Source organism: Micromonospora inaquosa, from assembly GCF_003857055.1.
GTDB lineage: Bacteria > Actinomycetota > Actinomycetes > Mycobacteriales > Micromonosporaceae > Micromonospora > Micromonospora inaquosa.
This window is the reverse complement of sequence record NZ_QGSZ01000280.1, coordinates 1-23,942: the sequence shown is the minus strand read 5'-3', so window position 1 is coordinate 23,942 and position 23,942 is coordinate 1. Positions and strand designations below refer to the sequence as shown.

The 23,942-nt window shown below is 71.6% G+C and carries 23 protein-coding genes; 14 read left to right on the top strand and 9 right to left on the bottom strand.

Annotated elements, in window-relative coordinates:
* On the bottom strand, nt 1–373 hold a 373-nt coding region (locus DLJ59_RS37640; RefSeq protein WP_244236234.1), incomplete at its 3' end, for a hypothetical protein.
* Between the two features lie 274 nt (nt 374–647).
* On the opposite strand from DLJ59_RS37640, the gene DLJ59_RS25965 reads away from it, so the two are divergent.
* Both DLJ59_RS25965 and DLJ59_RS25960 read left to right on the top strand, forming a co-directional pair.
* Complete coding sequence (locus DLJ59_RS25965) at nt 648–881, top strand: GntR family transcriptional regulator (RefSeq protein ID WP_124775402.1); 234 nt, start codon at nt 648–650, stop codon at nt 879–881.
* A gap of 395 nt (nt 882–1,276) precedes the next feature.
* Entirely contained in the window at nt 1,277–1,969 is a 693-nt protein-coding gene (locus DLJ59_RS25960; RefSeq protein WP_124775400.1) for a lysophospholipid acyltransferase family protein, read from the top strand.
* 28 nt (nt 1,970–1,997) lie between these two features.
* On the opposite strand, the gene DLJ59_RS25955 is transcribed toward DLJ59_RS25960, so the two are convergent.
* Nucleotides 1,998–5,477: an AAA family ATPase gene (locus DLJ59_RS25955; protein ID WP_244236233.1), complete on the bottom strand. Its 3,480-nt coding sequence runs from the start codon at nt 5,475–5,477 to the stop codon at nt 1,998–2,000.
* Nucleotides 5,478–5,607: 130 nt separating this feature from the next.
* Here DLJ59_RS25955 and DLJ59_RS25950 point away from each other — a divergent pair, with 130 nt between their 5' ends.
* Nucleotides 5,608–5,865: a hypothetical protein gene (locus tag DLJ59_RS25950; protein ID WP_081884176.1), complete on the top strand. Its 258-nt coding sequence runs from the start codon at nt 5,608–5,610 to the stop codon at nt 5,863–5,865.
* A gap of 94 nt (nt 5,866–5,959) precedes the next feature.
* Here the strand turns inward: DLJ59_RS25950 and DLJ59_RS25945 are convergent, their stop codons facing one another.
* On the bottom strand, nt 5,960–6,652 hold the full coding sequence (locus tag DLJ59_RS25945; protein ID WP_091407574.1) for a Crp/Fnr family transcriptional regulator: 693 nt from the start codon (nt 6,650–6,652) through the stop codon (nt 5,960–5,962).
* A 269-nt stretch (nt 6,653–6,921) separates the two neighbouring features.
* Here DLJ59_RS25945 and DLJ59_RS25940 point away from each other — a divergent pair, with 269 nt between their 5' ends.
* From DLJ59_RS25940 to DLJ59_RS25920, 5 genes are all read left to right on the top strand, one after another.
* On the top strand, nt 6,922–7,419 hold the full coding sequence (locus DLJ59_RS25940; RefSeq protein WP_030337709.1) for a polyadenylate-specific 3'-exoribonuclease AS: 498 nt from the start codon (nt 6,922–6,924) through the stop codon (nt 7,417–7,419).
* A 76-nt stretch (nt 7,420–7,495) separates the two neighbouring features.
* The gene (locus DLJ59_RS25935) at nt 7,496–7,999 is read left to right on the top strand and encodes a pyridoxamine 5'-phosphate oxidase family protein (RefSeq protein ID WP_124775398.1); all 504 of its coding nucleotides are present in this window, start codon (nt 7,496–7,498) and stop codon (nt 7,997–7,999) included.
* Nucleotides 8,000–8,161: 162 nt separating this feature from the next.
* The gene (locus tag DLJ59_RS25930) at nt 8,162–9,190 is read left to right on the top strand and encodes a 6-phosphofructokinase (RefSeq protein ID WP_091408060.1); all 1,029 of its coding nucleotides are present in this window, start codon (nt 8,162–8,164) and stop codon (nt 9,188–9,190) included.
* Between the two features lie 72 nt (nt 9,191–9,262).
* On the top strand, nt 9,263–10,081 hold the full coding sequence (gene proC, locus DLJ59_RS25925) for a pyrroline-5-carboxylate reductase (RefSeq protein WP_124775396.1): 819 nt from the start codon (nt 9,263–9,265) through the stop codon (nt 10,079–10,081).
* Nucleotides 10,082–10,127: 46 nt separating this feature from the next.
* A complete protein-coding gene (locus tag DLJ59_RS25920; RefSeq protein ID WP_124775394.1) occupies nt 10,128–10,478 on the top strand; it encodes a DUF2203 domain-containing protein in 351 nt (116 codons plus the stop codon).
* Between the two features lie 144 nt (nt 10,479–10,622).
* On the opposite strand, the gene DLJ59_RS25915 is transcribed toward DLJ59_RS25920, so the two are convergent.
* Nucleotides 10,623–11,300 carry a class F sortase gene (locus DLJ59_RS25915; protein ID WP_244236232.1) on the bottom strand — a complete coding sequence of 226 codons (678 nt, stop codon included), beginning with the start codon at nt 11,298–11,300 and terminating at the stop codon, nt 10,623–10,625.
* Nucleotides 11,297–12,166, bottom strand: a complete 870-nt coding sequence (locus DLJ59_RS25910) for a DUF4397 domain-containing protein (RefSeq protein WP_244236231.1) — start codon at nt 12,164–12,166, stop codon at nt 11,297–11,299. Before DLJ59_RS25910 ends, DLJ59_RS25915 begins: the two co-directional genes overlap by 4 nt.
* Nucleotides 12,167–12,429: 263 nt before the next feature.
* Between DLJ59_RS25910 and DLJ59_RS25905 the strand changes: the two genes are divergently transcribed.
* Nucleotides 12,430–14,031, top strand: a complete 1,602-nt coding sequence (locus DLJ59_RS25905; RefSeq protein ID WP_124775392.1) for a glycosyltransferase 87 family protein — start codon at nt 12,430–12,432, stop codon at nt 14,029–14,031.
* A 27-nt stretch (nt 14,032–14,058) separates the two neighbouring features.
* On the opposite strand, the gene DLJ59_RS25900 is transcribed toward DLJ59_RS25905, so the two are convergent.
* A complete protein-coding gene (locus DLJ59_RS25900; protein WP_124775390.1) occupies nt 14,059–14,733 on the bottom strand; it encodes an NADPH-dependent F420 reductase in 675 nt (224 codons plus the stop codon).
* 257 nt (nt 14,734–14,990) lie between these two features.
* The gene (locus tag DLJ59_RS25895) at nt 14,991–15,485 is read right to left on the bottom strand and encodes a glutathione peroxidase (RefSeq protein ID WP_124775388.1); all 495 of its coding nucleotides are present in this window, start codon (nt 15,483–15,485) and stop codon (nt 14,991–14,993) included.
* Between the two features lie 168 nt (nt 15,486–15,653).
* On the opposite strand from DLJ59_RS25895, the gene DLJ59_RS25890 reads away from it, so the two are divergent.
* The 4 genes from DLJ59_RS25890 to DLJ59_RS25875 all read left to right on the top strand — a co-directional run bounded on the left by DLJ59_RS25890 (nt 15,654) and on the right by DLJ59_RS25875 (nt 20,468).
* Nucleotides 15,654–17,204: a glycosyl hydrolase family 18 protein gene (locus tag DLJ59_RS25890; protein WP_124775386.1), complete on the top strand. Its 1,551-nt coding sequence runs from the start codon at nt 15,654–15,656 to the stop codon at nt 17,202–17,204.
* Between the two features lie 181 nt (nt 17,205–17,385).
* Entirely contained in the window at nt 17,386–17,892 is a 507-nt protein-coding gene (locus DLJ59_RS25885; protein WP_124775384.1) for a nuclear transport factor 2 family protein, read from the top strand.
* 87 nt (nt 17,893–17,979) lie between these two features.
* Nucleotides 17,980–19,386, top strand: coding sequence for a class II 3-deoxy-7-phosphoheptulonate synthase (locus DLJ59_RS25880; RefSeq protein ID WP_124775382.1), 1,407 nt, complete (start codon nt 17,980–17,982; stop codon nt 19,384–19,386).
* Nucleotides 19,387–19,433: 47 nt separating this feature from the next.
* Nucleotides 19,434–20,468 carry a threonine aldolase family protein gene (locus DLJ59_RS25875; protein ID WP_124775380.1) on the top strand — a complete coding sequence of 345 codons (1,035 nt, stop codon included), beginning with the start codon at nt 19,434–19,436 and terminating at the stop codon, nt 20,466–20,468.
* Between the two features lie 24 nt (nt 20,469–20,492).
* Here the strand turns inward: DLJ59_RS25875 and DLJ59_RS25870 are convergent, their stop codons facing one another.
* Both DLJ59_RS25870 and pknB read right to left on the bottom strand, forming a co-directional pair.
* A complete protein-coding gene (locus DLJ59_RS25870; RefSeq protein WP_124775378.1) occupies nt 20,493–21,362 on the bottom strand; it encodes a deoxyribonuclease IV in 870 nt (289 codons plus the stop codon).
* Complete coding sequence (pknB, locus tag DLJ59_RS25865) at nt 21,362–23,350, bottom strand: Stk1 family PASTA domain-containing Ser/Thr kinase (RefSeq protein WP_124775376.1); 1,989 nt, start codon at nt 23,348–23,350, stop codon at nt 21,362–21,364. The genes DLJ59_RS25870 and pknB overlap by 1 nt, the downstream gene beginning before the upstream one ends.
* Nucleotides 23,351–23,538: 188 nt before the next feature.
* Between pknB and DLJ59_RS25860 the strand changes: the two genes are divergently transcribed.
* Nucleotides 23,539–23,928 (top strand): Rv2175c family DNA-binding protein, encoded by a 390-nt coding sequence (locus DLJ59_RS25860; protein WP_091408069.1) that lies wholly within the window; start codon nt 23,539–23,541, stop codon nt 23,926–23,928.
* The last annotated feature ends 14 nt before the right edge of the window (nt 23,929–23,942 follow it).

Here is a 23,942-nt window from a genome sequence, read left to right as displayed (position 1 = left end):
CCCCCGCGCCGCGCCGCCCGACCCCGCCCTGACACCCCGCCGGGCGGCGCGGCGCGGGGGAGGGCTTCCGAGACGGGTCCGGTTGCCGGTGCCGGTGGGTGGCCTGGTTCGCCCGCCCCCGCACCGGCACCGGCCGACCCTGCGGCGGCGGCTCGGCCAACAGCCGCAACCCCTCCTTCTGGACGAACAGCTCCCGGCGGGCGAGCGCCTCACCCCGACTGTCGAGCTGGTACCCCTCCAACCAGACCCACCCGTCGTAGGTGATCCGGTCGGCCAGCACTTTGATCAGCCGGAACCGGAACGGGATGGCGAACTGGACCGACGCGGCCCGGTCGATGTGCAACAGGTCGCCGGCCTTGAGCCCGTTCACCATGGGCGGGTCTTCCGCCAGGCGGCGATCTGCGCTCGGGCCATGGCCATCCCGGGGCACCAACCGCAGGGGTGGCACTCCCGGCACCGTTCTCCTCGGTGGGCGTCGATGCGGGTCCAGGCGATCTGCACGACGAACGGGACCTCTCTCGTGACGTCGGGCAAGACGGCTGCCTCCTCAACGTGTTGCGGGCTCTGACATATGTACGGCTCTGAGGAGCTTGACATGTGTCGAACCCTGTGGTATTTGACTGGCCTGACGGCTACTGTTCTGAGGCGTGCCCTACGAGCAGGCTGAGTACCGGCGGATCGCCGACTTGATCACCGAGCTGATCAGGTCCGGCAAACTGACAGCGCACGACAAACTACCGTCCGCTGCGGAGCTATCCGAAGAACACCACGTCTCACTTGCCACGGTCAATCGCTCGTTTGGCCTGCTACATGACCGGGGGCTGGTCTACGGCCGGCAGGGCAAGGGCGTCTTTGTAGCCGAAGGGCAGGCGCGGAGCTAACCGGTCTGCTATTCCGGTTGCTATTCCACGGAGCCGGATCGGGGGCGACGGAGCCGTACGGAGCCGGATCGTCGGGCGACGGAGCCGAAGCCAGACGGCCTAAGCCGGACGGGGCCGGACGGGGCCGGACGGTAGACGCACCGTGAATCGTGACACGTCAGGGCATGGTTCCGGGAGTGCGTTGTGTCGCGTCTTCCAAAGTCACGACTCCTCCCGCAGGTCGCGGCGGGCCTCCTTTGTCCGTTCTTGCGCGACAAGTGCGATCTCGGTGATCGTGGCATGGCTCGATGCCCCAGCCCTCGAACGACGTCCGTTGTGGTGAGAGCGCTCGCTTCGTAGGCTCGGCGGCGACGACGGCTGGCGCTGTCGCGGGCACACCACGGGAAAGGACGCCGGTGCTCTACTGGCTGTTGAAGTACGTCATCCTCGGTCCGCTGCTCAAGCTGATCTTCCGCCCGCAGGTGGAGGGCCTGCGCAACGTGCCGGCGACCGGTCCGGTGATCCTGGCGAGCAACCACCTCTCCTTCTCCGACTCGATCTTCACACCGCTGATCACCGCCCGGAAGGTCACCTTCGTCGCCAAGGCCGAATACTTCACCGGCAAGGGGATCAAGGGCTGGCTGACGAAGATGTTCTTCGTCGGCACCGGCACGATTCCGGTGGACCGCTCCGGCGGCCGGGCCGCGCGGGCCGCCCTGGACACCCAGTTGCAGGTGCTGCGGGCCGGGGGAGTGGCCGGCATCTACCCCGAGGGCACCCGCTCCCCGGACGGGCGGCTCTACCGGGGTAAGACCGGCGTGGCCCGGCTCGCCCTGGAGAGCGGCGCGGTGGTGGTGCCGGTGGCGATGCTCAACGCCGACGAGATCCAGCCGCCGGGCAAGCTCATCCCCAGGATCGACCGGGTGAAGATCCGGTTCGGGGCGCCGCTGGACTTCTCCCGCTACGCCGGGCTGGCCGGCGACCGGTTCGTCGAGCGCGCGGTCACCGACGAGATCATGTACGAGTTGATGGAGCTCTCCGGTCGGGAGTACGTCGACATCTACGCCCAGAAGCTCAAGGAGCCGGTCGCGGCACCGCTGGCCGCCTAGCCACCCGCCGCGCCGGCCCGCTCGACGGTCAGGGCAGGTGAAGCAGGGCGGGAGCGCGGTGCCGGGTGGCGAAGTCGTCCAGGCGGGCGCGGGTCGCGGCGGCGGCCGGCGGGTCGGTCTCGACCAGCGGGCCGATCGCCAGCGCCAGCGTGATGACCTCGTCGGTGACGTCGGTCATCCGGGCGTAGCTCGCCGCCGCCGAGCGCAGCAGGCTCGTCGCGGTCGGGGCGTCCCCGGCGTGCCGGGCCAGCGTGGCGTCGGCGACCTGACCGGCGGCGTGAGCCCACGGGGTCATCCGGGGCGCCCGGTCGAGCAGCTGCCGGACCAGCCGGGCCGCGTCCGCGCCGAGCACCCCGGCGACGTGCCCGACCGCCGGCACCCACTCCGCGAACGGAATCATCCGGGTCCGCCGCCAGTCCTCGTCCAATTCGGTGAGCAGCGCCATCGCCTCCTCGCGGCGGCCCTGCACCGCCCGACACAGCGCGGCGTGCGCCAGGGTGGAGCGCAGCACCCGGTGGAATCCGCTGCGCCGCGCCGCGACCAGCGCCTGCTCGACCAGATCCGCACCCGTTCCGTCCGGCACCCCGGTGGCGTCCAGCTCGGCTCCGGCCAACCCGCGCATCCAACCCGACACCGCCACGATGTGCAGATCCCACTCCGCGGTCGGCCGTCGGGTCGACTCCGCCGCCATCGCCAGCGCCGCCGTCCAGTCACCCGCGTAGTACGACCGCGCCCACTGGTCGGCGAAGCTGGTGGCCAGGCTGTGCTCGCCGCCCAGGTCAAGGGTGAGCTGCTCGTCGACCAACCGGGCCGAGCCGGCCAGGTCGCCCTCCTCCTGCAACGCCCAGGCCAGGTTCTGCACCGCCCGGCGTCGACTGGTCAACCGCTCCACCCGGCAGTGTTCGGTCACCTCCGCCAGCTCCGGGAACGCCGAGGCGGAACCGGCCAGGTAACGCGCCACCGCCAGGGTGATCCGTGCATTGGCCTGGACCTCGCGCAGCTCAAGCCGCTCGGCGAGGGCTGCTGCCGCCCGCGCCGCGGTGCACGCCGGCTCGGTCTCCGCGTTCAGCATGTGCACCCGGGCCAACTCCAGCAGGGCGCCCGCCTTCTCCTGACTGTCCGGTAGGTCGCTGTAGATGCCGATCGCCTGGTCCAGGCAGTGCAGCGTCGTCGAACGGTCGGCCCGACTCCAGGCGGCGGTGGCGAGCAGCGTCCAGGCGCGCGCCGCCCCCGTCCGGTCGCCGCTCGCGGTGAGCCGCTCGGCCAGCCGGGTGAGGGTGCCCGTGCCCCCCGCAACCAGGAAGGCGTCGCCGTCCCGATACAACGCCAACTCGGCGTCGAACAGCTCCAACGCCGGGTCCGGCCCGACGTCCAGGGCCAGCGCCCGGTTGACCAGCGCGGCGGCGGTGTCCAGCGCGTGCAGCTCGTACGCCCGGCGGGCCGCCCGGTGCAGCGCGGCCCGCGCCGGCGGGGCGTAGGGCGCGGTGTCCAGCCCGACGGTCCGGGCGATCTCGTGTGCCGCCCAGCGATGGTTGGCCAGCACCTCGGCCAGGTCGTACTGCCGGCCGTCGGTGAGCTGCGCCATCCAGTCGGCGGTGCGTTGGTGGCGCAGCACCCGCTCGGCCCTGGGCAGCCGCTGGTAGCAGACGTCGCGCACCAGGATGTGCCGGAACCGGTACTCGGACTGGCCGGGCATCGTCGAGGTGCTCTGCTCGTACACCAGGTCGCGACGTTGCAGGCGGTCCAGCGCACGCTCGACCCACTCCACCGGCCGCCCCAGCGCCATCGCCACCGGCGGGGCCCAGAACACCACGCCGACCACGGCGGCGGCCTGGAGCACCGCCCGGTCGGCCGGGTCCAGCAGGTCGAGCCGGTTCGCGATCACCGCCTGCACCGTGCGGGGCATCTCCGGGCCACCGTCGAGGTCGGGGCGGACGGCCGGATTGACCCCGTCGAGCAGGCCACCGTCCAGCAGCATCCGGGCGTACTCCTGGGCGTAGAGCGGGTTGCCGTCGGCGAACTCGATCAGCGGGGTACGCGAGCCGGAGGGCAGCGTCGACTGCCCGAGGAGCAGCGAGTAGAGGGTGTCGATGTCGGTGTCGTGCATCGGCGGCACCGAGATGGACATCGCGCCACTGATCGTGCCCGTCCAGGCCGGGTGCCGTTCCCGCAGCTCCGGCCGGGCGGTCGCGACGACCAGCAGCGGTACGCCGCGCGCTGTCGCGCCCAGTTGCTCGACGAAGGCGAGCATCGCCTGGTCCGCCCAGTGCATGTCCTCGAAGGCCAGCACGGTCGGGCCGGTGGAGGCCAGGGCGAGCAGGAACCGCCGCCACGCCGCCTCGGTCTCACCGGGGGTGAGCCGCTCGCCGGGTACGCCGATCAGCGGCCCGAGCGCCTCGGCCAGCCGGGTCGCGTCCGGGTCGGCGAGCTGCCCCAGACGGGCCCGCAGACGCTCGCGCAGCGCGGCCGGGTCGTCGACCTCCGGCACGCCAACCCAGGTCTTCACGATGTCCGACAGTGCGGCCCAGGTGACGTTCTCGCCGAACGGCGGGCACTGCCCGACGAGCCAGGTGACCGGCGGACCGGGCATGCTGCCAGCGTGCCGGGCCAGCTCGCGCAGCAGCCGACTCTTGCCCACACCGGCCGGACCGAACACCGTCACCAACTGGGAGGTCCGCTCGGTCACCATCCGGTGCAGCGCGTTGACCAGCAGGCCGCGCTCGTGCTCCCGGTCCACCATCGGGGTCAGCTCGGCGCCGCGCGGGTCCCGGTGTGGGCGGACCTGGACGGCCAGCCAGATCCGGCTCACCGCGGACCGGCCGCGCAGGGTGACCGGTGGTTGGTCGGCGTACTCCATCTCGTGTCGGGTGGCCGACCAGGTGCTCTCGTCGACGACCACACCGCCCGGTGGGGCGAACCCCTGCAGGCGGGACGCCGTGTTGACCACGTCTCCGGTCACGAAGGCCTGCCCACCGTCGCGGGTGGCGGAGAGGTCGACGAGGGCCTCGCCGGTCGCGATGCCGACCCGGAAGCCCAGGGGCGGCTGCGGCCCGGCGGGCTGGCGGGCCAGGTTTCGCTGCAGCTCAAGGCCGGCGCGGACACACCGCAACGCGTCGTTGTCGGTGGCCACCGGCGCGCCGAACAGCGCCATCGCCGCGTCACCGATGTACTTCTCGACCACCCCGCCGTACTGGTGCACGATCCGGCGCACCGTGGCGAAGTAGGTCTGCTGCAGACCGCGGGCCTGCTCCGGGTCGGCCTGCTCCGCGTACCTGGTGAAGTCCACGATGTCGACGAAGAGCACGCTGACCTGACGCCGGTCCTCGTGCACCACCACGACGTGGTCCCGCAGCGGTTGCCCGCAGCTGGTGCAGAAGTTGACCTCGGTGCTGTTGGCGTGCCCGCAGTGCGCACAGTTGACCCCGAGCGGCTGGCCACACCCGCCGCAGAAGCGGTCGTCCGGCCCGGCCGCGCGTGCGCAGTGTCCACACTTGAGGTCGATGTTCAACTCCGTGGGCGAGAGGGGTCAGTATCGCGGCTGATCCGCCAGTCGGGTACCCGACGTGTGGACGGGCAACGTCTTCGATCGGTCGGGGTTAGTGTTCCCTACCAGGAAGTTTCATGTCAGGGAGAGTGCCGTGCAGGTACGATTGTCCGCCTCGTGGACCGATCCGGGTGGCACGCAGTGGGCTCCGGGCGACACGATCGACGTCGATGCGGTGACTCTCGCCGAACTGGAGGAGCAGGGCATGGTGGAAGAGCCTGAAGGTCAGTCGGGCGGGTCGGGGGAGACCACGACCACCTCGTCGAGCACGTCCACGGCTGGTAAGCCGACCGACCCGAAGAAGATCGGTCCGGGGCCGGGCGCGCCGCCGGCCGACAGCACGGAGAACTGATCGCCCGGGTGCGGCCGGCGGGCCACGGTCCGTCGTCCGCACTCATCCGGCTGCCTCACCGCGTCCGGCGATAAAGCTGGGGCGGGCCGGTCGGTCAGCGGTCGGCCATGCCGGCGCGGCGACGCAGCGCGGCCACGTCGGTCACCACGATCCGGCGGCCCTCGGTACGCAGCCAGCCGCGGCTCGCGAACGAGCCGATCGCCTGGTTGACGCTCTGCCGGGAACCACCGGCCATCTCGGCCAGCTGGCTCTGATTGAGCTCGATCGTGATCATCGGGGCTTGGCTCTCGCCGGCCAACCGCACCAGCGTCTTCGCCACCCGACCGGGCAGGTCGAGGAAGACGTGGTCGGCGTTCTGCTCGGTGAGCCGGCGGATCAGCCCGCCCAGTGAGCGCATCACCGCGTCCAGGATGCGTGGGTTGGAGTGCACCAGCTCCATGAACGCGCCCCGCGAGAGGGCGAGCGCCGCGCAGTCCTCAATGGCCTCCGCCGAGGCGGACCGGGTGGACGCGTCGAGCAGGGAAACCTCGCCGAGCACGTCCGGTGGACGGATAACCGACAGCACCGCCCGCTCGCCGGTGGGTGCGGTGCGAAACACGGCCACCGCGCCACGGCGCAGCACGATCAGCGACTCGCCGGGGTCGTTCTCCACAAAGAGCAGTTGGCCCTTGCGGTAGGTACGTGGAACAGCGGCAGCGATGACGCGTTGCCGCACCTCGGGCTCCAGCCCGGCGAACATCTCGACACCCGTGAGCGCGTCACCCGGCTCTGGCAGGCGAACCTCCACGGCCCAACCCCTCCCCCGGTCATGGACCACAACCCGCTCACCGGGCGAACCTGATGGGCCCCGACAAGGTGAACTGACACCGATTCGGCGTCCGGTAGCGGTACACATCAGATCATGACGGTCCGGTCGCTTGCTGTACACCCCTCGAAGCACTTCCGTGACCGTCACGAGCTGCGACGCGCCGTTCACGAGGTGTCACCGCGGCGGGTCCGCCTCCGCGCAGGCCCCCGCCGGGCACCGATGAGCGGCGGTGGGCGAAGATGCCCGGAATGGTCTACCGCTACTTCTACGACTGCGAGTTCATCGAGGACGGCACGACCGTCGACCTCGTCTCGATCGGTGTCGTCGACGAGTACGGCCGCGAGTTCTACGCGGTCTCCACCGAGTTCGACGACTCCCGCGCCGTGCCCTGGGTTCGACGCAACGTGCTGGACAAGCTGCCCTCCCCGGCGGACCGGGCCTGGCGCTCGCGCGAGCGCATCCGCGACGACCTGTACGACTTCCTGATCGAGCCGATCCGGGACCGGCCGGGGGAGCAGTTGGAGTTGTGGGCCTGGTTCGCCGCGTACGACCACGTGGTGCTCGCCCAGCTCTGGGGTGCGATGCCGGCGCTGCCCCGGGAGATTCCCCGCTACACCAAGGAGCTGCGGCAGCTCTGGGACGACAGGGGTAGGCCGCCCCTGCCGGACGCGGACGCGGCCCGGCACGATGCTCTGGTCGATGCCCGGCACAACCTGGCCCGCTGGCGGGCGATGACCGCCCGTTGATTGGTGGCCGTCGCCGTAGGTTTGACCGGTTCTGTCCCGGGCAACGGTTCGACCAGCCGAGCCGAGGGAGATTGCCATGAGCGACCAGCCGACCAGCGCAGCGCAGGCGCGCGCCCGGGTCACCGGCCTGGCCCGGGCCGCGCGGATCTGCATGCTCACCACGACTGCTCTGGACGGGCGGCAGGTGAGTCGGCCGATGGGGCTCCAGGAGGCCGAGTTCGACGGCGAGCTGTGGTTCTTCGCCTCCGCCGACTCGGCCGAGGTCCGCCAGCTCCGGGTGAACCCGGAGGTCAACATCGCCTTCTCCGACCAGAAGCGCAACGCGTGGGTGTCGATCTCCGGCACCGCCACCGAGGGCTTCGACCGGGCCCGCGCCGAGCAGCTGTGGAACCCGTTGCTCAAGGCGTGGTTCCCTGACGGCCTGGACACCCCCGGCCTGACGCTGATCAAGGTGCACGCCAGCTCCGCCGAGTACTGGGACTCGCCGAGCAGCACCGTGGTGAACCTGCTCGGGTACGCGAAGGCCGCGGTCACCGGCCGGCCACCGGAGGTCGGCGAGAACCGCGAGGTGACCTACTGACCGGGGGGCGGTGGCCGGGGCGCGCTGTCGCCGTACCGGCGGGCCGACTACAGTGCGCAGTGACGGCCCGCCCCGGGCCGGCAACGGCGCCGATGGTCTGACCTGACACATACCCTGGGGCAAATCGGGCTTTACCTGATGCTCCAGGAGGATGAGCGGATCATGCGTATCGGCGTGCTCACCGGCGGCGGCGACTGCCCGGGTCTCAACGCGGTCATCCGGGCGGTGGTCCGCAAGGGCGTCGCCACTTACGGTCACGAATTCGTGGGCTTCCGGGACGGCTGGAAGGGCCCGCTGGAGGGTCTGTCCCGGCCGCTGGACATCGCCGACGTCCGCGGCATCCTGCCCCGCGGCGGCACCATCCTCGGCTCGTCCCGGACCAACCCGTTCAAGATCGAGAACGGCGTTGAGCGGATCAAGGACAACCTCGCCGCCCAGGGCGTGGACGCCCTGATCGCGATCGGCGGCGAGGACACCCTCGGCGTGGCCACCAAGCTCTACGAGCTGGGCGTGCACGTCGTCGGCGTGCCGAAGACGATCGACAACGACCTCGGCGCCACCGACTACACCTTCGGCTTCGACACCGCGGTCAACATCGCGATGGAGGCCATCGACCGGCTGCACACCACCGCGGAGAGCCACCACCGCACCCTGGTCGTCGAGGTGATGGGCCGGCACGCCGGCTGGATCGCCCTGCACGCCGGCCTGGCCGGCGGCGCCAACGTGATCCTGCTGCCCGAGCGCCAGTTCGACGTCGACCAGGTGGCCGGCTACGTCGAGAAGCGCTTCCAGCACCAGTACGCCCCGATCGTCGTGGTCGCCGAGGGCGCCCAGCCGCTGGACGGCCAGATGGTCCTCGCCAACCAGGAGCTCGACTCGTTCGGCCACGTCCGCCTCGGCGGCATCGGCCAGTGGCTCGCCGAGCAGCTGGAGGCCAAGACCGGCAAGGAAGCCCGCACCGTGGTGCTGGGCCACATCCAGCGCGGTGGCACCCCGACCGCCTTCGACCGGGTGCTCGCCACCCGCCTGGGCCTTCAGGCCATCGACGCCGTCAACGACGGCGACTGGGGCAAGATGGTCGCGATGCAGAGCACCGACATCGTCCGGGTGCCGCTGGCCGAGGCCACCCGCGAGCTGAAGACCGTGCCGCTCGAGCGGTACGCCGAGGCTGAGGTCTTCTTCGGTAGCTGATCGATCGTCGGCGGCGCGGCGGGCCTGCGGGTCCGCCGCGCCGCGAACCGATGCGAGGGGGTACGGGCCGACATGTCAGCCGGGGTGCACACGGTCGCGGTGATCGGCGCCGGCAAGATCGGTGAGCTGATGCTCTCCGGGCTGCTTCGCTCGGGATGGCCGGTGGACCGGCTGCTGGCCACCGCCCGCCGGCCCGCTCGCGCCGAGGAGTTGACCGCCCGTTACGGCGTACGGGTGGTCGACAACCTGACCGCGGTGGACGAGGCGGCGGTGCTCGCGGTCTCGGTGAAGCCGCAGGACGCCGCCACGCTGCTCGACGAGATCGGCCCCAAGGTGCCGGCCGACAAGCTCGTCATCTCGCTCTGCGCCGGTCTGCCCACCAGCTTCTTCAGCCGCCGGCTGCCCGAGGGCACCCCGGTGGTGCGGGTGATGACCAACACCCCGGCGCTGGTGGACGAGGCGATGACCGCGATCTCCGCCGGGGCGTACGCCACCGGGGCGCACCTGACGTTGGCCGAGGAGATGTTCAAGCCGCTCGGCCAGACGATCCGGGTGCCCGAGTCGCAGCAGGACGCGGTCACCGCGCTCTCCGGCTCCGGCCCGGCCTACTTCTACCTGCTTGTCGAAGCCATGGTCGACGCGGGAATCCTGCTCGGGCTGCCCCGCCAGGTGGCGCACGAGTTGATCGTGCAGACCGCCATCGGGTCGGCGGTGATGCTGCGCGACTCCGGCGAGCACCCGGTCAAGCTGCGCGAGGCGGTCACCTCGCCGGCCGGCACCACCATTTCGGCGATCCGTGAGCTGGAGAAGCACGGCGTACGCGCGGCGCTGCTCGCCGCGCTGGAGGCCGCCCGGGATCGGGCCCGCGAGCTGGCGGCACAGGCCGACTGAGCGTTCGGGGCACGTCGTGGGGCCCTGTGTGCCGCATACTGGCCCGGTGTTCACACTTGCCCAGGCCCGGCACCTGGTGGCCACTCTGCGGCCGCGCGTCGACGAGTTGATCCGGGTCCGGGCTGACCTGGCCGAGCTGCGCGCCGACCTGGCCGATCACGGCCTCAGCGCGCTCGGTGGGCTGGCCGAGGAGAAGGCGCTGGAGGCTCGGCTGCACGCCGTCGTCGACGAGCTGCACCAGCACGACATCCAGGTCAAGGGCATCGCCCCGGTGCTGCTCGACTTCCCCGGTGAGCGGGCCGGCCGCGCCGTGCTCTGGTGCTGGCTGGAGGGCGACTCCGACGTGCGCTGGTACCACCGGGCCGAGTGCGGTTTCGCCGGCCGCCGCCCCCTCTGACGCCCTCGCTGAGCTCGCCGCGCTCGGGGTCCTGAAAGTCGCGGCATCCGGGTACGCCGGATACCGCGACATCCTTAAATCCGAGTTGATCAAGCGGCGGGCTGGGACTTCGCGGCGCGACCCCATGCCGGCCGGGTGCGCGGCTCAGCCCGCCGCGGACGTCGGCAGGACCGGATCGCGGGCCTCGGTCACCGCGAACACCACCACGTTGTCGACGTAGTGGCCCCGCCGCCGGTCGAAGTCGCCCCCGCAGGTGACCAGGCGCAGCTCAGCGCCGGGAGTCGGCCCGTAGACCACCGCCGTCGGAAACCGCTCCTTGCGGGTACGCAGCGACCCGGTCACCCGGAACGACAACCGCTGCCCGCCGCGCCACACCTCGACGAGGTCGCCGGGCCGCAGCTCGCCGAGCCGGGCGAAGACCGCCGGGCCGCGCCGTGAGTCCAGATGCCCGGCGAGTACGGCCGGGCCGGTGTCGCCCGGGGCTGGGCCGCCGCCGTACCAACCGGCGGTGTCGAAGTCGGTCGGCGGAATCAGCGCCCCGGCACGATCCAGGCCCAGCACCGTGAGCGGTGAGTCGACGCCGATGCGCGGTACGCGTACCCGGGTGGGTGGACCGTGTGGTGTGGGTGCGGCGGCCGTCGACGGGCAGTCGTCGCCGCAGCCGGGGTGCCAGCTCGCCACCGGCGGTGGCGGGTCGGCGGTGGCCAGCCCGACCCCGGTGCCGACGGCCAGGCAGACCGCCGCGCCGGCCGCGACCAGCGCGGCCAGCGGTGTCCGGCGATCACGGTGCCGCTGGATCGACGCGGCCGGCCCGGCGCTCACCAGGTGGTGCGCCGCCCCCGGCGCCAGAGCAGCAGGGCCGCCGCGCCGGCCGCCACGGCCAGACCGCCGGCCATCAGGGGGTACGCGTCGAACTCGGCCCCGGCGGTGCCACCGGCGCCGGTGTCGACCCCGCCGGCCGGGACGACGGTGCCGCCTTCGGCGTCGCGGCGCAGCTCGGCGGTGAGCCCGCCCTGCTTCGCGTCGAGCACCAGCAGTGAGTAGACAGCGCCGCCGGTGAGCCGCACCTCGGCGTCGGTGCTCGGCCCCCCGGCACCGGTCAGCTTCAGCCGCCAACTGCCCGGCTCGACCTGCTGGTAGTCGGTCGTGGTGGCGAACTGCACCCCGCGGGCGATCATCGGGCCGTCGGCGGCGGCCACGTCGAGCACCGGGGTCCGCACCGACGCCTGCACGACCCGCACCTTGGCGCGGCCGTCGGTGGGGGCGCTGAGATCGTCGTCGAGCACCCGCAGGCCGAGGTCGGCGTGCCGGCCGACACCGGCCACCGTGTAGGCGTTTCCGCTGGTCACCGCGACCTCGGTGGTGAGCACCGGGGGGTCGCTGGCGGGGGCGCCGGCCTCGCGCATGGCCACCGCGTACCGGCCCGGCGCGAGTTCGAGGTAGTCGGAGACCGCGCCGTAACCGACGCCGGGGAAGACCTGCGGCTTCGCCGCGTCCGGCGCGGCCAGGTAGACGTCCACCGCCGGGGTGTCCGGGGAGAGGTGCGCGAGTCGGACGTATCCGACGGTGTCCGGGCCCGTCGCGGCGTTGGCCGGAACCGGAATGGCGGCGGCGGCGAGGGCGGTGCCGAGCAGGAGCGCGCCGGAGCCGGCCAGCAGCCGGCGGGGCACGGTACGAAGCATGTGCATGTCGCCTCCGGGGGCACGTTCGGTGAGCGGGCGGCAACCCAGAGAACAGGGTCCCGTGAACGGGACTGCCATGCAAGTTGCCACAGCGATCTTTTTTGCCGCTGTCGCTACCGATCGCGCAGGGCGAGGAGGCCGAAGAGGTCGGGGACTCCGCCCGGGCCCGACTCGACGACCCGGACCAGCCGAAGTCCGACGGCCAATGCCGCGTTGACCAGAGATCCACGGGGCCCACACGGACCAGGACGGTCGCCTATTCTCGGGCGATGCGGGATCGTCGGGTGGCGCTGGCGTGGGCGGCCTTCGTCGTCGTCGCGCTGGTGTCCGGTGTGCTCGTTCTGCGCCGTCCGGATCGCCTCTCCGACCTGCACATCTACTACGGTGCGCTGTCCGACCTGCGCGCCGGCAAGCCGCTGTACGGGTATGTGGCGGCGAACGGCGGTCCGTTCACCTACCCGCCGTTCGCCGCTCTCGTGCTGTGGCCGATCACCGCCGTCAGCGAGGGCGTACTCCAGGGGATCTGGCTGGTGGCGACGTGCGCGGCGGTCGTCGCCATCGCCGGTGCGGTGGGCGTCGTGCTGACCACCCGATCTTCCCGGCGCCCGCTCGTCGTGGCGCTGGCGGCCACCGTGCTGATGCTCTCCGCGCCGGTGCAGAGCAATCTACGCTTCGGGCAGGTCAGCCTCTTCATCGTCCTGATGGCGCTGCTCGATGGGCTGGGCGTCGTCCCACCCCGGCTGCGCGGGACGCTGGTCGGGATGGCCGCGGCGATCAAGCTCACCCCGCTGCTGTTCGTGGTCTACTTCCTCGCCGTCGGGCGCTACCGTGACGCCGGCCGGTCGGCGGCCACGTTCGTGGCCTGCGCGGGGCTCGCCGCGATCGTGCTGCCCTCGGAGAGTTGGTCCTACTGGACCGAGACCGTGCGACAGACCTCCCGCATCGGCAATCTGTCCTCGTTGGGCAACCAGTCCCTGCACGGAATGTTGCTGCGCGTCGGCGTCGGCGAGACGGCGCTGCCCCTGCTCTGGGCCGCCATGGTGGCACTGATCTGCGCGGCGGCGCTGCTCCGGGCCCGACAATTGACGCGGCAGGGCTGCCCCGGGCACGCCGCCGTGCTCGTCGGCTGCGCCACCGTGGCCGCGTCCCCGGTGTCCTGGACCCACCATCAGATCTGGCCGGTGCTCGCCGCGATGCTGCTGATCGGCGCGTCCGGCGTCACCCAGCGGGCCGCCGGCGCGGCGCTGCTCGCCGCCATGGTCGTCTCGTTGGGCGCGGCGCTCAGCCCGGTCTCGACGCGGCCGGGGGTGCAGTTCCTCTTCGAGAACGCGCGTGCCGTCGGGGTGTGCGTTCTGTGCCTCGTCGGCTTCGGCGGTGTCGCCGTCGCCGCCCAGCGCACGAGCAGACGACCGGCCGCCGGTCGTGCCTGGCTGCGGGTAGGCGTCACGGCCACGGTGGCGGTCGCGTTCTTCGCCGTGCAGCCGTTGCCGGCCGGGGCCGACCCCACCTTCAAGGCGTACACCCTCGGCGACGTGGTCAACCCGCGATACTTCTTCGTCTGCCGTGGCTCGGCCGAATGCGCCGCCTACGCCACCGACATGCCGGTCACCTTCGGCACCCGCGCCGAGAAGACCAAGGTCCGGGTCAACGGCGTGGTCTCCCCGCAGGTGACCCGCCTGGAGTACTACTCCGCCCCGGGTGGGGCACCCAGGGCCATTCCGCTGCTCGCCGCCTACCCGGGTACGCGTACCTTCTCGTTCCGTTCGGCGACGATGACTCACGGCCGGCTCGTCGCCTACGACGTGGATGGGCAGCCGATCGCCAGCTACGACGACGAACTCGCCGCCGCCCTCCGCACGACCACCCGGTAGGCGGTCGCGGGAGGGCGGCGGCCCTGCTCAGCGGGTGGCGGCGGCCAGGGCGGCGCGCAGCTTCGCGGCGTCGGCCGAGGCCGGGTGCTCCCAGTCGGTCGGGCTGGCGGAGTAGAGCGTGCCGTACGCCGGGGTGTCCGGCTGGTAGCGCCACCCCTCGGCCAGCGAGCCGGCATCCACCGTGTCATAGCCGATCCGGTCCAGGAAGGCGGTCACCTCGGCCTTCGCGGCGGCGTCGTCGCCAGCGATCGCGAGTGCGCTGCGATCGGGGGCACCGGACGGCCGGGGGAGGGCGGCCAGGCCCTTGAAGTAGATGTTGTTGAAGACCTTGACCACCCGCGACTCCGGCAGGTGCTGCTGGAGCAGTTCGCTGCTGGTGACCTCGCCCGATTCCAGCTCCGGGAAGGCCCCGTCGCGCTGGGCGTAGTAGTTGTTGGTGTCGATGACGACCTTGCCGACCAGTGGCTCCACGGGCACCGCGCGGTACGCCTTGAGCGGCACACTGACCACCACCAGGTCACCGACCTGCGCGGCGTCCTGGGCGGTGCCGGCGCTGGCGTGCGCGCCCAGGGTCTCGACCAGGTCGGTGAGGGTCTCCGGGCCCCGCGAGTTGCTCAGCACCACGTCGTAGCCGGCGTCAACGGCCAGCCGGGCCACGGTGCCGCCGATGTTGCCACTGCCGATCAGTCCCACAGTTGTCATACTCGTCCCCAACTCCGTCCGCCCGCGAGGCATTCCCAACCAGCCTGGTGGGTTATTCGGTTGCCGCTGCCGGGCGGCTACGCGGGCTGCCGGGCATGCGTTGTCTCGCCGAGGGCCTCGCGACCTTCGCCGTCCCGGCGGGTGCCTGGTTGTGCCGCGAGCCCGTCCTGCACAACGTACTGCCCACGCTGGTCGGTGACCGGCGAAAGCCGGAGGCCACCCATCGGACGCGCCGGGCCGAGCGGCCCGGGTGGGCGTCAGGCCGGGTTGGGGAGGGTCTTTTCGATGGCCGCGCGTAGGTCGTCGGAGCCGGGCTCGACCGTGGGCGCGAAGCGGGCGGCGACCGAGCCGTCCGGGGCCACCAGGAACTTCTCGAAGTTCCATCGCACGTCACCGGTGTGCCCGTCGGCGTCCGGGGTTTCCACGAGCGCGGCGTAGAGCGGGTGCCGGTCGGGGCCGTTGACGTCGACCTTCTCGGTCAGCGGGAAGGTGACCCCGTAGTTGACCTGGCAGAAGTCGCTGATCTCGGCGGCGCTGCCTGGCTCCTGCCCGGCGAACTGGTTGCACGGCACCCCGAGCACCACCAGGCCCCGGTCGGCGTAGGAGTCGGCGAGCTTCTGGAGGCCGGCGTACTGGGGGGTGAGGCCGCAGCGGGAGGCGACGTTGACGATCAGCAACGTCTTGCCGCGGTAGCTGGCCAGGTCGGCGGGGCCGCCGTTGAGGGCGTCGATCGCGATGTCGAAGACGGTCATGGGCCGAGGCTACGCGCCGGCCGGACGACGGCCCGGGTGTGGGCGCTGCGTGTGCACTCCGTGCACCAGGAGAAATCGAAACATGCACATCTTGACGAACTGATGACGCCGTGAGTACCGTCTCACCATCGCTTTTGGAAAGTTTCCTAACAGTTCGGGAGACGCCGCATGAAAAGATCGCTCCGCCGGGCCCTCTGGGCCGGTGCCGTGGTCGCCGTGACCGTCGCAGCGGTGCCGGTGACCACCGCGTTCGGCGCCGGCACGGTCACCACCACCTTCACCAAGGCGCAGGACTGGGGGACCGGTCACGAGACGAAGGTGACCGTCACCAACGGCTCCAGCGCCACCGTCACCACCTGGCGCATCGAGTTCGACCTGCCGTCCGGCACCACCATCAGCAGCGCGTGGGACGCCGACGTCACCAGCAGCGGCAACCACTACGTCGCGGTCAAGAAGAGCTGGGCCGGCAGCCTCGCCCCCGGCGCCTCGTTCAGCTGGGGCTACAACGGCACCGGTGCCTACAAGGCGCCGTTGAACTGCACCATCAACGGTGCCGCGTGCGGCGGCGGGACGACTCCGCCGACCACCAACCCGCCGAACCCGGGCGGCAAGAAGGTCGTCGGCTACTTCGCCGAGTGGGGCGTGTACGCCCGCAACTACCACGTCAAGAACATCCAGACCAGCGGCTCGGCCGCCAAGCTGACCCACATCCTGTACGCCTTCGGCAACACCACCGGTGGTCGCTGCTCGATCGGTGACAGCTACGCCGACTACGAGAAGGCGTACACCGCGGCGGACAGCGTCGACGGTGTCGCCGACACGTGGGACCAGCCGCTGCGGGGCAGCTTCAACCAGCTGCGCAAGCTCAAGCAGCTGAACCCGCACCTGAAGGTGATCTGGTCGTTCGGTGGCTGGACCTGGTCCGGCGGCTTCACCCAGGCCGCGCAGAACCCGGCCGCCTTCGCCGAGAGCTGCTACAACCTGGTCGAGGACCCGCGCTGGGCGGACGTCTTCGACGGCATCGACGTCGACTGGGAGTACCCCAACGCCTGCGGCCTGAGCTGTGACACCAGTGGCCCGAACGCCTTCAAGAACGTGATCAGCGCGCTGCGCTCGAAGTTCGGGTCCAACGCCCTGGTCACCGCCGCCATCACCGCCGACGGCAGCAACGGCGGCAAGATCGACGCGACCGACTACGCCGGCGCCATCGGCAACCTCAACTGGCTGATGCCGATGACGTACGACTACTTCGGGGCGTTCGCCGCCCAGGGGCCGACGGCGCCGCACTCGCCGCTGACCTCGTACACCGGCATCCCGCAGCAGGGCTTCAACTCCGACGCGGCGATCCAGAAGCTCAAGAGCAAGGGTGTGCCGGCCAACAAGCTGCTGCTCGGCATCGGCTTCTACGGGCGGGGCTGGACCGGTGTCACCCAGGCGGCACCGGGCGGCAGCGCCACCGGCGCGGCACCGGGCACCTACGAGGCCGGCATCGAGGACTACAAGGTCCTCAAGAACACCTGCCCGGCCACCGGCACGATCGCCGGCACCGCGTACGCCAAGTGCGGCAGCAACTGGTGGAGCTACGACACCCCGTCGACCATCAACGGCAAGATGACGTACGCGAACAACCAGGGCCTCGGTGGCGCGTTCTTCTGGGAGCTCTCCGGTGACACGAGCAACGGCGAGCTGATCGGCGCCATCAAGGGCGGCCTCGGCTGAGCCGAAGGCCGACGCACCACCCACACGGCGGGGAGGGGCCCGCACCGCCCCTTCCCGCCCGTGACGCAGCGGCCCGGTCGACGTCCAGCGTCGACCGGGCCGCCGCCGTTGGGTTCGATCAGCTCGATGTGGCAGACTCGCGGCTCGGCACGTTTCGATCTCACCGTCGACGGAGGTGATCATGCGCCCGACGTACCGCAGGCTGGCGGCGACCGCCGCCGGGCTGATGCTGCTGCCGGTCGCCCTGGTCGGCTGTGGGATCGGCGGCGGGGATGAGGACGAGTCCGCCACCAAGCCGGCCCGAGCGCCCGCCGACGAGGCCGCCACCCGCTCCCGGGAGCGCGTGCAGGCGTACCTCGACGCGATGGCGGCCAAGGACGTCGCCGCCGGCCGCAGCCAGCTCTGCGCTCTGCTGCACGACGGCTTCGACCTGGGCGCCACCGGTCCCAACGGCGACTTCGCCGACCACTTCCAGGTGCCCGAGGCGGCGATCACCGACATCCGGTCCGGTCCGCTCGGGCAGGAAGTCCGCGTCTCGGTCTCGGTCACGGTCGGCAAGCGCACCGTCGCTCGACCGCTGGTCTTCACGGTCACCCGGGACGGAAGCGACTGGTGCATCGCCGCGGAAGCGCCGGGTGGGCCGGCCGCCCCGACGCCGACCGGTGTCGCTCCTTCCCCCGCGTCCTGACCAGCGCCCGGCAGATTGATCTCCCATCTGCCGGAACCGTCCCCCTCGCTGCCCGGTCACCCCGACGGTCGCCGTACGCTTTCCGTCATGCGCCATGAGTGGCATCAGCTGAGCCATCCCGCGGTGAGCAGCCCGGGCCTGCAGACCAGTCGACCGACCGTCGACTCCGCCGAGGACGCCGCGCTCGGCCTGGACCGATGGCGGGAGTTGCCCCGCGAGCAGGTTCCGCCGTGGTCCGACCCGGCCGCCGTCGCCGCGGTCTGCAAGGTCCTCGACACCGTGCCGTCGGTCGTCGCGCCCTACGAGGTGGACCAGCTCCGGCAGAAGCTCGCCCTGGTCTGCGAGGGCAAGGCGTTCCTGCTGCAGGGTGGTGACTGCGCCGAGACGTTCGTCGACAACACCGAGAGCCACCTGCTGGCCAATGCCCGCACCCTGCTCCAGATGGCGATCGTGCTCACCTACGGCGCGTCGTTGCCGGTGGTCAAGGTCGCCCGGGTCGCCGGGCAGTACACGAAGCCCCGCTCGCTGCCGACCGACGCGCGCGGCCTGCCCGCCTACCGCGGCGACATGATCAACTCGCTGGAGGCCGACCCGGCCGCCCGGGTCGCCGACCCGCAGCGCATGATCCGCGCGTACGCCAACTCAGCGGCGGCGATGAACATGCTCCGGGCGTACCTGGCCGGCGGGCTCGCCGACCTGCACGCCGTGCACGACTGGAACAAGGGTTTCGTGAAGAACTCCCCGGCCGGGGAGCGTTACGAGGCGATCGCCCGGGAGATCGACCGGGCGCTGGCGTTCATCCGGGCCTGCGGCCTGACCGACGACGAGGCGCTGCGCACCGTCACGCTCTACTGCTCCCACGAGGCCCTCGCCCTGGAGTACGACCGCGCGCTCACCCGGGTCTCCGACCGGCGGGCCTACGGGCTCTCCGGGCACTTCCTCTGGATCGGCGAGCGCACCCGGCAGATCAGCGGCGCGCACATCGACTTCATCTCCCGGATCGCCAACCCGATCGGGGTCAAGCTCGGCCCGACCACCTCCCCGGACGAGGCGATCGAGCTGTGCGAGAAGCTCAACCCGGACAACATCCCCGGTCGGCTCACCCTGATCAGCCGGATGGGGAACCACCGGGTACGCGACGCGCTGCCGCCGATCGTCGCCAAGGTCACCGCCGCCGGCGCCAAGGTGGTCTGGCAGTGCGACCCGATGCACGGCAACACGCACGAGTCGTCCAACGGCTACAAGACCCGGCACTTCGACCGCATCGTCGACGAGGTGCTCGGCTACTTCGAGGTGCACCGAGGGCTGGACACCCACCCCGGTGGCCTGCACGTCGAGTTGACCGGCGAAGACGTCACCGAGTGCCTCGGTGGCGCCCAGGGCATCGAGGATCTCGACCTGCCCGACCGGTACGAAACCGCCTGCGACCCGCGGCTGAACACCCAGCAGTCGTTGGAGTTGGCGTTCCTCGTAGCGGAGATGCTCCGTGGCTGAGCTGAGTGAACTTGCGAACCCCGCAGTCACCAGCCGAAGGGATGACAATGACTGATTTGTTCGTGGACCTGCGGTCCGACACGGTGACCCGACCAACCGCCGGGATGCGGGCGGCGATGGCCGCAGCCGAGGTCGGTGACGACGTGTACGGCGAGGACCCGAGCGTCAACGCGCTGGAGGCCGAGGTCGCCGCGTTGTTCGGGCACGAGGCGGCGCTGTTCGCCCCGAGTGGGTCGATGGCGAACCAGATCGCCCTGCAACTGTCGGTGTCGCCCGGCGACGAGCTGCTCTGCGACGCCGACGCGCACGTGGTCACGTACGAGATTGGCGCCGCGGCCGCGTACGGCGGAATCTCCTCGCGGACCTGGCCCGCGGTGGGCGCGGACATCGACCCGGAGGTGGTGGCCGGGATGATCCGGCCGGACGGCTACTTCGCCGTCCCCACCCGCGCGATCGCCGTCGAGCAGACCCACAACCGGGGCGGCGGCGGGGTGATTCCGCTGGCGACCCTGCGGGATCTGCGCGGGGTCGCCGACGAGGCGGGCGTCGCGCTGCACTGCGACGGTGCCCGGATCTGGCACGCGCACGTCGCCGACGGGGTGCCGCTGATCGAGTACGGCCGGCTCTTCGACACGATGTCGGTGTGCCTCTCCAAGGGTCTGGGCGCGCCGGTCGGCTCGCTGGTGGTGGGCAGCGCGGACAAGATCGAGCGAGCTCGGATGATCCGTAAGCGGATGGGCGGCGGCATGCGCCAGGCCGGCATTCTCGCCGCCGCCGGTCGGTACGCGCTCGCGCAGCACATCGACCGGCTGGCCGACGATCACGCGAAGGCGGCCCGGCTCGCCGAGGCGGTCGCGCCGTTCGGTGTGCTGGCCACGACGGTCCGTACCAACCTGGTCGCGCTGGACCTCACCAAGCACACCCTCGACGCACGGGCCCTGGCCGCCGCGGCGCGGGCCGAGGGCGTACTGATCTCGGTGCTCGGCCCTCGTACCGCCCGCCTGGTCACCCACCTGGGCCTCAGCGACGCGGACATCGACCGCGCCGTCGCAGCCCTACCCCGTATTTTCGCCGCAGCCTGACCCCTGACCCCTGACCTGCCCAGGTCAGGGGCGGGCCAGGCGGGTGAGGGTGGTGATGTCGGCGGCGTGGCCCACGTGCTTCTCGCTGGGCGTCTCCACGACGATCGGGACGCCGGCGGTCGCCGGGTGGGCCATCAGCTCGGCGAACGCGGGCTCACCGATCGCGCCCTTGCCGATGTTCTCGTGCCGATCCCGGGTGGAGCCGCACAGATCCTTCGAGTCGTTGGCGTGGATCAGCCGCAGCCGGTCCGCACCGACCGTGGCCACCAGGGTGTCCAGGGTCGCCGTCATGCCACCCTCGGCAGCCAGGTCGTGGCCGGCCGCCCACGCGTGGCAGGTGTCGAAGCAGACCCCGAGCATGGGGTGCCCGTCCACCGCGTCCAGGTAGGGCCCGAGCTGCTCCACCCGGGAGGCGAGTGACCGGCCTCCACCCGCGCTCGGCTCGACCAGCAACATCGGCCCGCCCGCGTCGGCGGCCCAGTCGAGCAACGGCAGCAACACCTCGCGAACCTGTCGCATCGCCGCCTCGGCGTGCCCCTCGTCCACCGAACTGCCCGCGTGGAACACCACCCCCCGCGCGCCGATCGCCACACCTCGACGCAGCGCGTGCGCCAGCGTCTGGGCCGACTTCTCGACGGTGGCCGGGGTGGGCGAGCCGAGGTTGACCAGCAGCGCCGCGTGGATGAACGCGGGAATGCCCCGCTCGGCGCAACCGTCGCGGAACAGGGCGTCCTGCCCGGGGTCGCCGTTGGGCAGTGCCCAGCCTCGCGAGTTGGAGACGTAGACCTGCACCACCTGTGCACCCGTCACGTCGGCGTACGGCAGGGCAGCCTTCGCCAGCCCACCCGAGGTCGGAGTGTGCGTGCCCACCGGCCGCGCGGAGATCGTCGGCATCAGAAGCACGTCAGGGTGACCGGGGTGCCGGGCGCCACCTGCGCGTTCTCGCCCGGGATCTGGATCCGGACCACGGCGTTCGGGTTGATCGTCATCGTCACCGGGTAGCCCTGGCCCTCCAACACCTGCTTGGCCTGCTGGCATGGGAGGCCGATCACCCGTGGCATGGCGACCAGCGGTGGCCCCTTGCTGACGTCCAACTTGACCTGGGTGCCCTTCTCCACGCCGGCGCCATCGGCCGGGCTCTGGCCGAGGATCTCGTCCCTCGGCTTGTCGGAGTCCTTGTAGGTCTCCACCAGCACCAGGTTGAGCTGGGCCAGGGCCGTCCGGGCCTCGGTCAGGCTCTTGCCGACCAGGTTCGGCACCGTCACCGGCGCCCTGCCCCGGCTCAGAATGAGAGTGACCTTCGCCCCTGGTTTGACCTCGGCGCCCACCTTGGGCGAGATGTCCACCACGACCCCGGCCGGCAGGCTGTCGTCGTAGCGGGGGGTGCCCTTGGCCACCACCAGCTTCACGTTGAGCAGGTCCGCCTCGGCGAGCTCGAACACCTTGCCGATCACGTCCGGTACGGGGAAACGCTCCGGACCTAGGGAGAGGGTCAGGGTGATTGTGCCACCCTTGACGATCTTGGCAGCGGATGCCGGGCTCTGCCCCAACACGCTGTCCTTCGGTGCCTTCTCGTCGAAGCGCGGCTCGGCGTACTCAAGGACCAGCCCGGCGCGGTCGGCCCGCGCCTGCGCCTCGGTCTTGGTCAGGCTCACCAGCTGCGGAGCATCCGTGTAGCGGCCGACGCCGAACCACCAACCCCCGATCGCGGCCACCAGGCCCAGCGTCACCACCACGGCCGCGACGGCCAGCCGGCCACGAGGGTTGTTCAGCATCGTGCTGCGCAGCGCGGCCAGCCGGGCGCCCAGGCCCTCCGCGGGCTCCGGGGCGGCCCGACGCCGTCCCGGCCCCTGGCCGCTGGCCCCCTCGGGCAGCCGGGCCCACGCCGGGCGGTTGGGCGGCTGGACCGCCGCGACCATCATGGTCGGCTGGGAGAACGACGGTTCGTCGCTGACCGGGCGGAGTACTGCGGTGTGGCTGTTGACGTCGCCCAGGCGGTCCCGGGCAACCTGCACCTCGGCCAAGAGCGCGCCGGCGTCCGCGGGCCGGGCACCCGGATCACGCCGAGTGGCCCGCTGCACCAGGTCGTCGAGGACCGGCGGCAGGCCCGGCACCAACGTCGAGGGCGCCGGCACGTCCCGGTCGACGTGCTGCCAGGCGACGTCCACCGGGCGGTCCCCGTCGTACGGCACCCGGCCGGTGAGCATCTCGAACAGCACGATGCCGGCCGAGTAGACGTCGGTGCGCGGATCGGCGCGACCCTCGGTGACCAGCTCCGGGGCGACGTACGCCACGGTGGCCATCAGTTGGTTGCCCTGCTCCTCGTCGGCGCTCGCCTCGACCGCGCGGGCCAGCCCGAAGTCAGCCACCTTCACGACGCTGTCGACCAGGTTGGCGACGCCGCCGGTGGGCGCCTCCGCGACCAGCACGTTCTCCGGTTTGACGTCACGGTGCACGAGACCCGCCCGGTGCGCGGCGGCGATCGCGGCGAGCATCTGCTCGGCGATGGCCAGCGTCTCGTCCGGGTTCAGTCGGCGCCGCTCGGCCAGCACGTCGCGCAGCGTGCGGCCCCGGACGTACTCCATCACCAGGTACGGCAGACCGGCGTGCGTGCCCTGGTCGTAGACCGCCACCACGTTCGGGTGGGTCAACCGGGCGATCGTCTTCGCCTCGTCGGTGAACCGGGCCACGAAGTTGGCGATCCTCGACCGCGCCTCGCTCGCCTGGGTCGGGTGAATGATCTTGACAGCGACGGTGCGCTCAAGGCGCTCGTCGGTAGCGGTATACACGGTCGCCATGCCACCACGGGCCACGCGACCGCGAATGCGGTAGCGCCCGTCGATCAGCGAGCCCAGCAACGTGTCGGCGACCTGAGTGTCCATCGGCAGGCAGTCTATGTGTCCAAGAGGCTAAGGATGAACAGGATGCTACAGCCGGACGCCGACCGAGGCCGTCCTGCCGCGTGCTGTGCCCCTTATTCGCTGGTCAGGGGCGATCAAGAGAGTGGGTGCCGAAGGGCCGCCCGGGGTGCCGGTGGCTCGTCGCGGCGGTGGCGTGGCAGGGTTGTCGGGTGACCGAACCCGTACCCGATCAGGCCGCGCCCGGCCTGGAGCTCGCCGGACCCACCGACCCGGCCGACTGGTTGACCCTGCCCGACGTCGCGGAACGCCTCGACGTGTCGATCAGCAAGGTGCACCAGATGATCCGTGACCGGGAGCTGTTGGCGGTCCGCCGCGACGGCGTCCGCCGAATCCCAGCGGACCTGGTTGCCAACCAGACCGTGCTCAAGCACCTGCCCGGCGTGCTCAACCTGCTCGCCGACAACGGCTACGACGACGAGGCCGTCCTGCGCTGGCTCTACGAGCCGGACGACACCCTCCCCGGCGCCACCCCAGCCGCCGCCCTCTCCGGCGACCAGGCCCGCGAGGTAAAACGCCGAGCCCAAGCCCAAGGCTTCTAACCACCCACCCAGCC

Coding starts and splice junctions, on each gene's coding strand:
- DLJ59_RS25890 (WP_124775386.1), top strand. CDS start 15,654: ATGAAAAGATCGCTCCGCCGGGCCCTCTGGGCCGGTGCCGTGGTCGCC.
- DLJ59_RS25895 (WP_124775388.1), bottom strand. CDS start 15,485: ATGACCGTCTTCGACATCGCGATCGACGCCCTCAACGGCGGCCCCGCC.
- DLJ59_RS25935 (WP_124775398.1), top strand. CDS start 7,496: ATGAGCGACCAGCCGACCAGCGCAGCGCAGGCGCGCGCCCGGGTCACC.
- pknB (WP_124775376.1), bottom strand. CDS start 23,350: ATGGACACTCAGGTCGCCGACACGTTGCTGGGCTCGCTGATCGACGGG.
- DLJ59_RS25940 (WP_030337709.1), top strand. CDS start 6,922: ATGGTCTACCGCTACTTCTACGACTGCGAGTTCATCGAGGACGGCACG.
- DLJ59_RS25875 (WP_124775380.1), top strand. CDS start 19,434: ATGACTGATTTGTTCGTGGACCTGCGGTCCGACACGGTGACCCGACCA.
- DLJ59_RS25885 (WP_124775384.1), top strand. CDS start 17,386: ATGCGCCCGACGTACCGCAGGCTGGCGGCGACCGCCGCCGGGCTGATG.
- DLJ59_RS25900 (WP_124775390.1), bottom strand. CDS start 14,733: ATGACAACTGTGGGACTGATCGGCAGTGGCAACATCGGCGGCACCGTG.
- DLJ59_RS25910 (WP_244236231.1), bottom strand. CDS start 12,166: ATGCACATGCTTCGTACCGTGCCCCGCCGGCTGCTGGCCGGCTCCGGC.
- DLJ59_RS25905 (WP_124775392.1), top strand. CDS start 12,430: ATGCGGGATCGTCGGGTGGCGCTGGCGTGGGCGGCCTTCGTCGTCGTC.
- DLJ59_RS25880 (WP_124775382.1), top strand. CDS start 17,980: ATGCGCCATGAGTGGCATCAGCTGAGCCATCCCGCGGTGAGCAGCCCG.
- proC (WP_124775396.1), top strand. CDS start 9,263: ATGTCAGCCGGGGTGCACACGGTCGCGGTGATCGGCGCCGGCAAGATC.
- DLJ59_RS25870 (WP_124775378.1), bottom strand. CDS start 21,362: ATGCCGACGATCTCCGCGCGGCCGGTGGGCACGCACACTCCGACCTCG.
- DLJ59_RS25930 (WP_091408060.1), top strand. CDS start 8,162: ATGCGTATCGGCGTGCTCACCGGCGGCGGCGACTGCCCGGGTCTCAAC.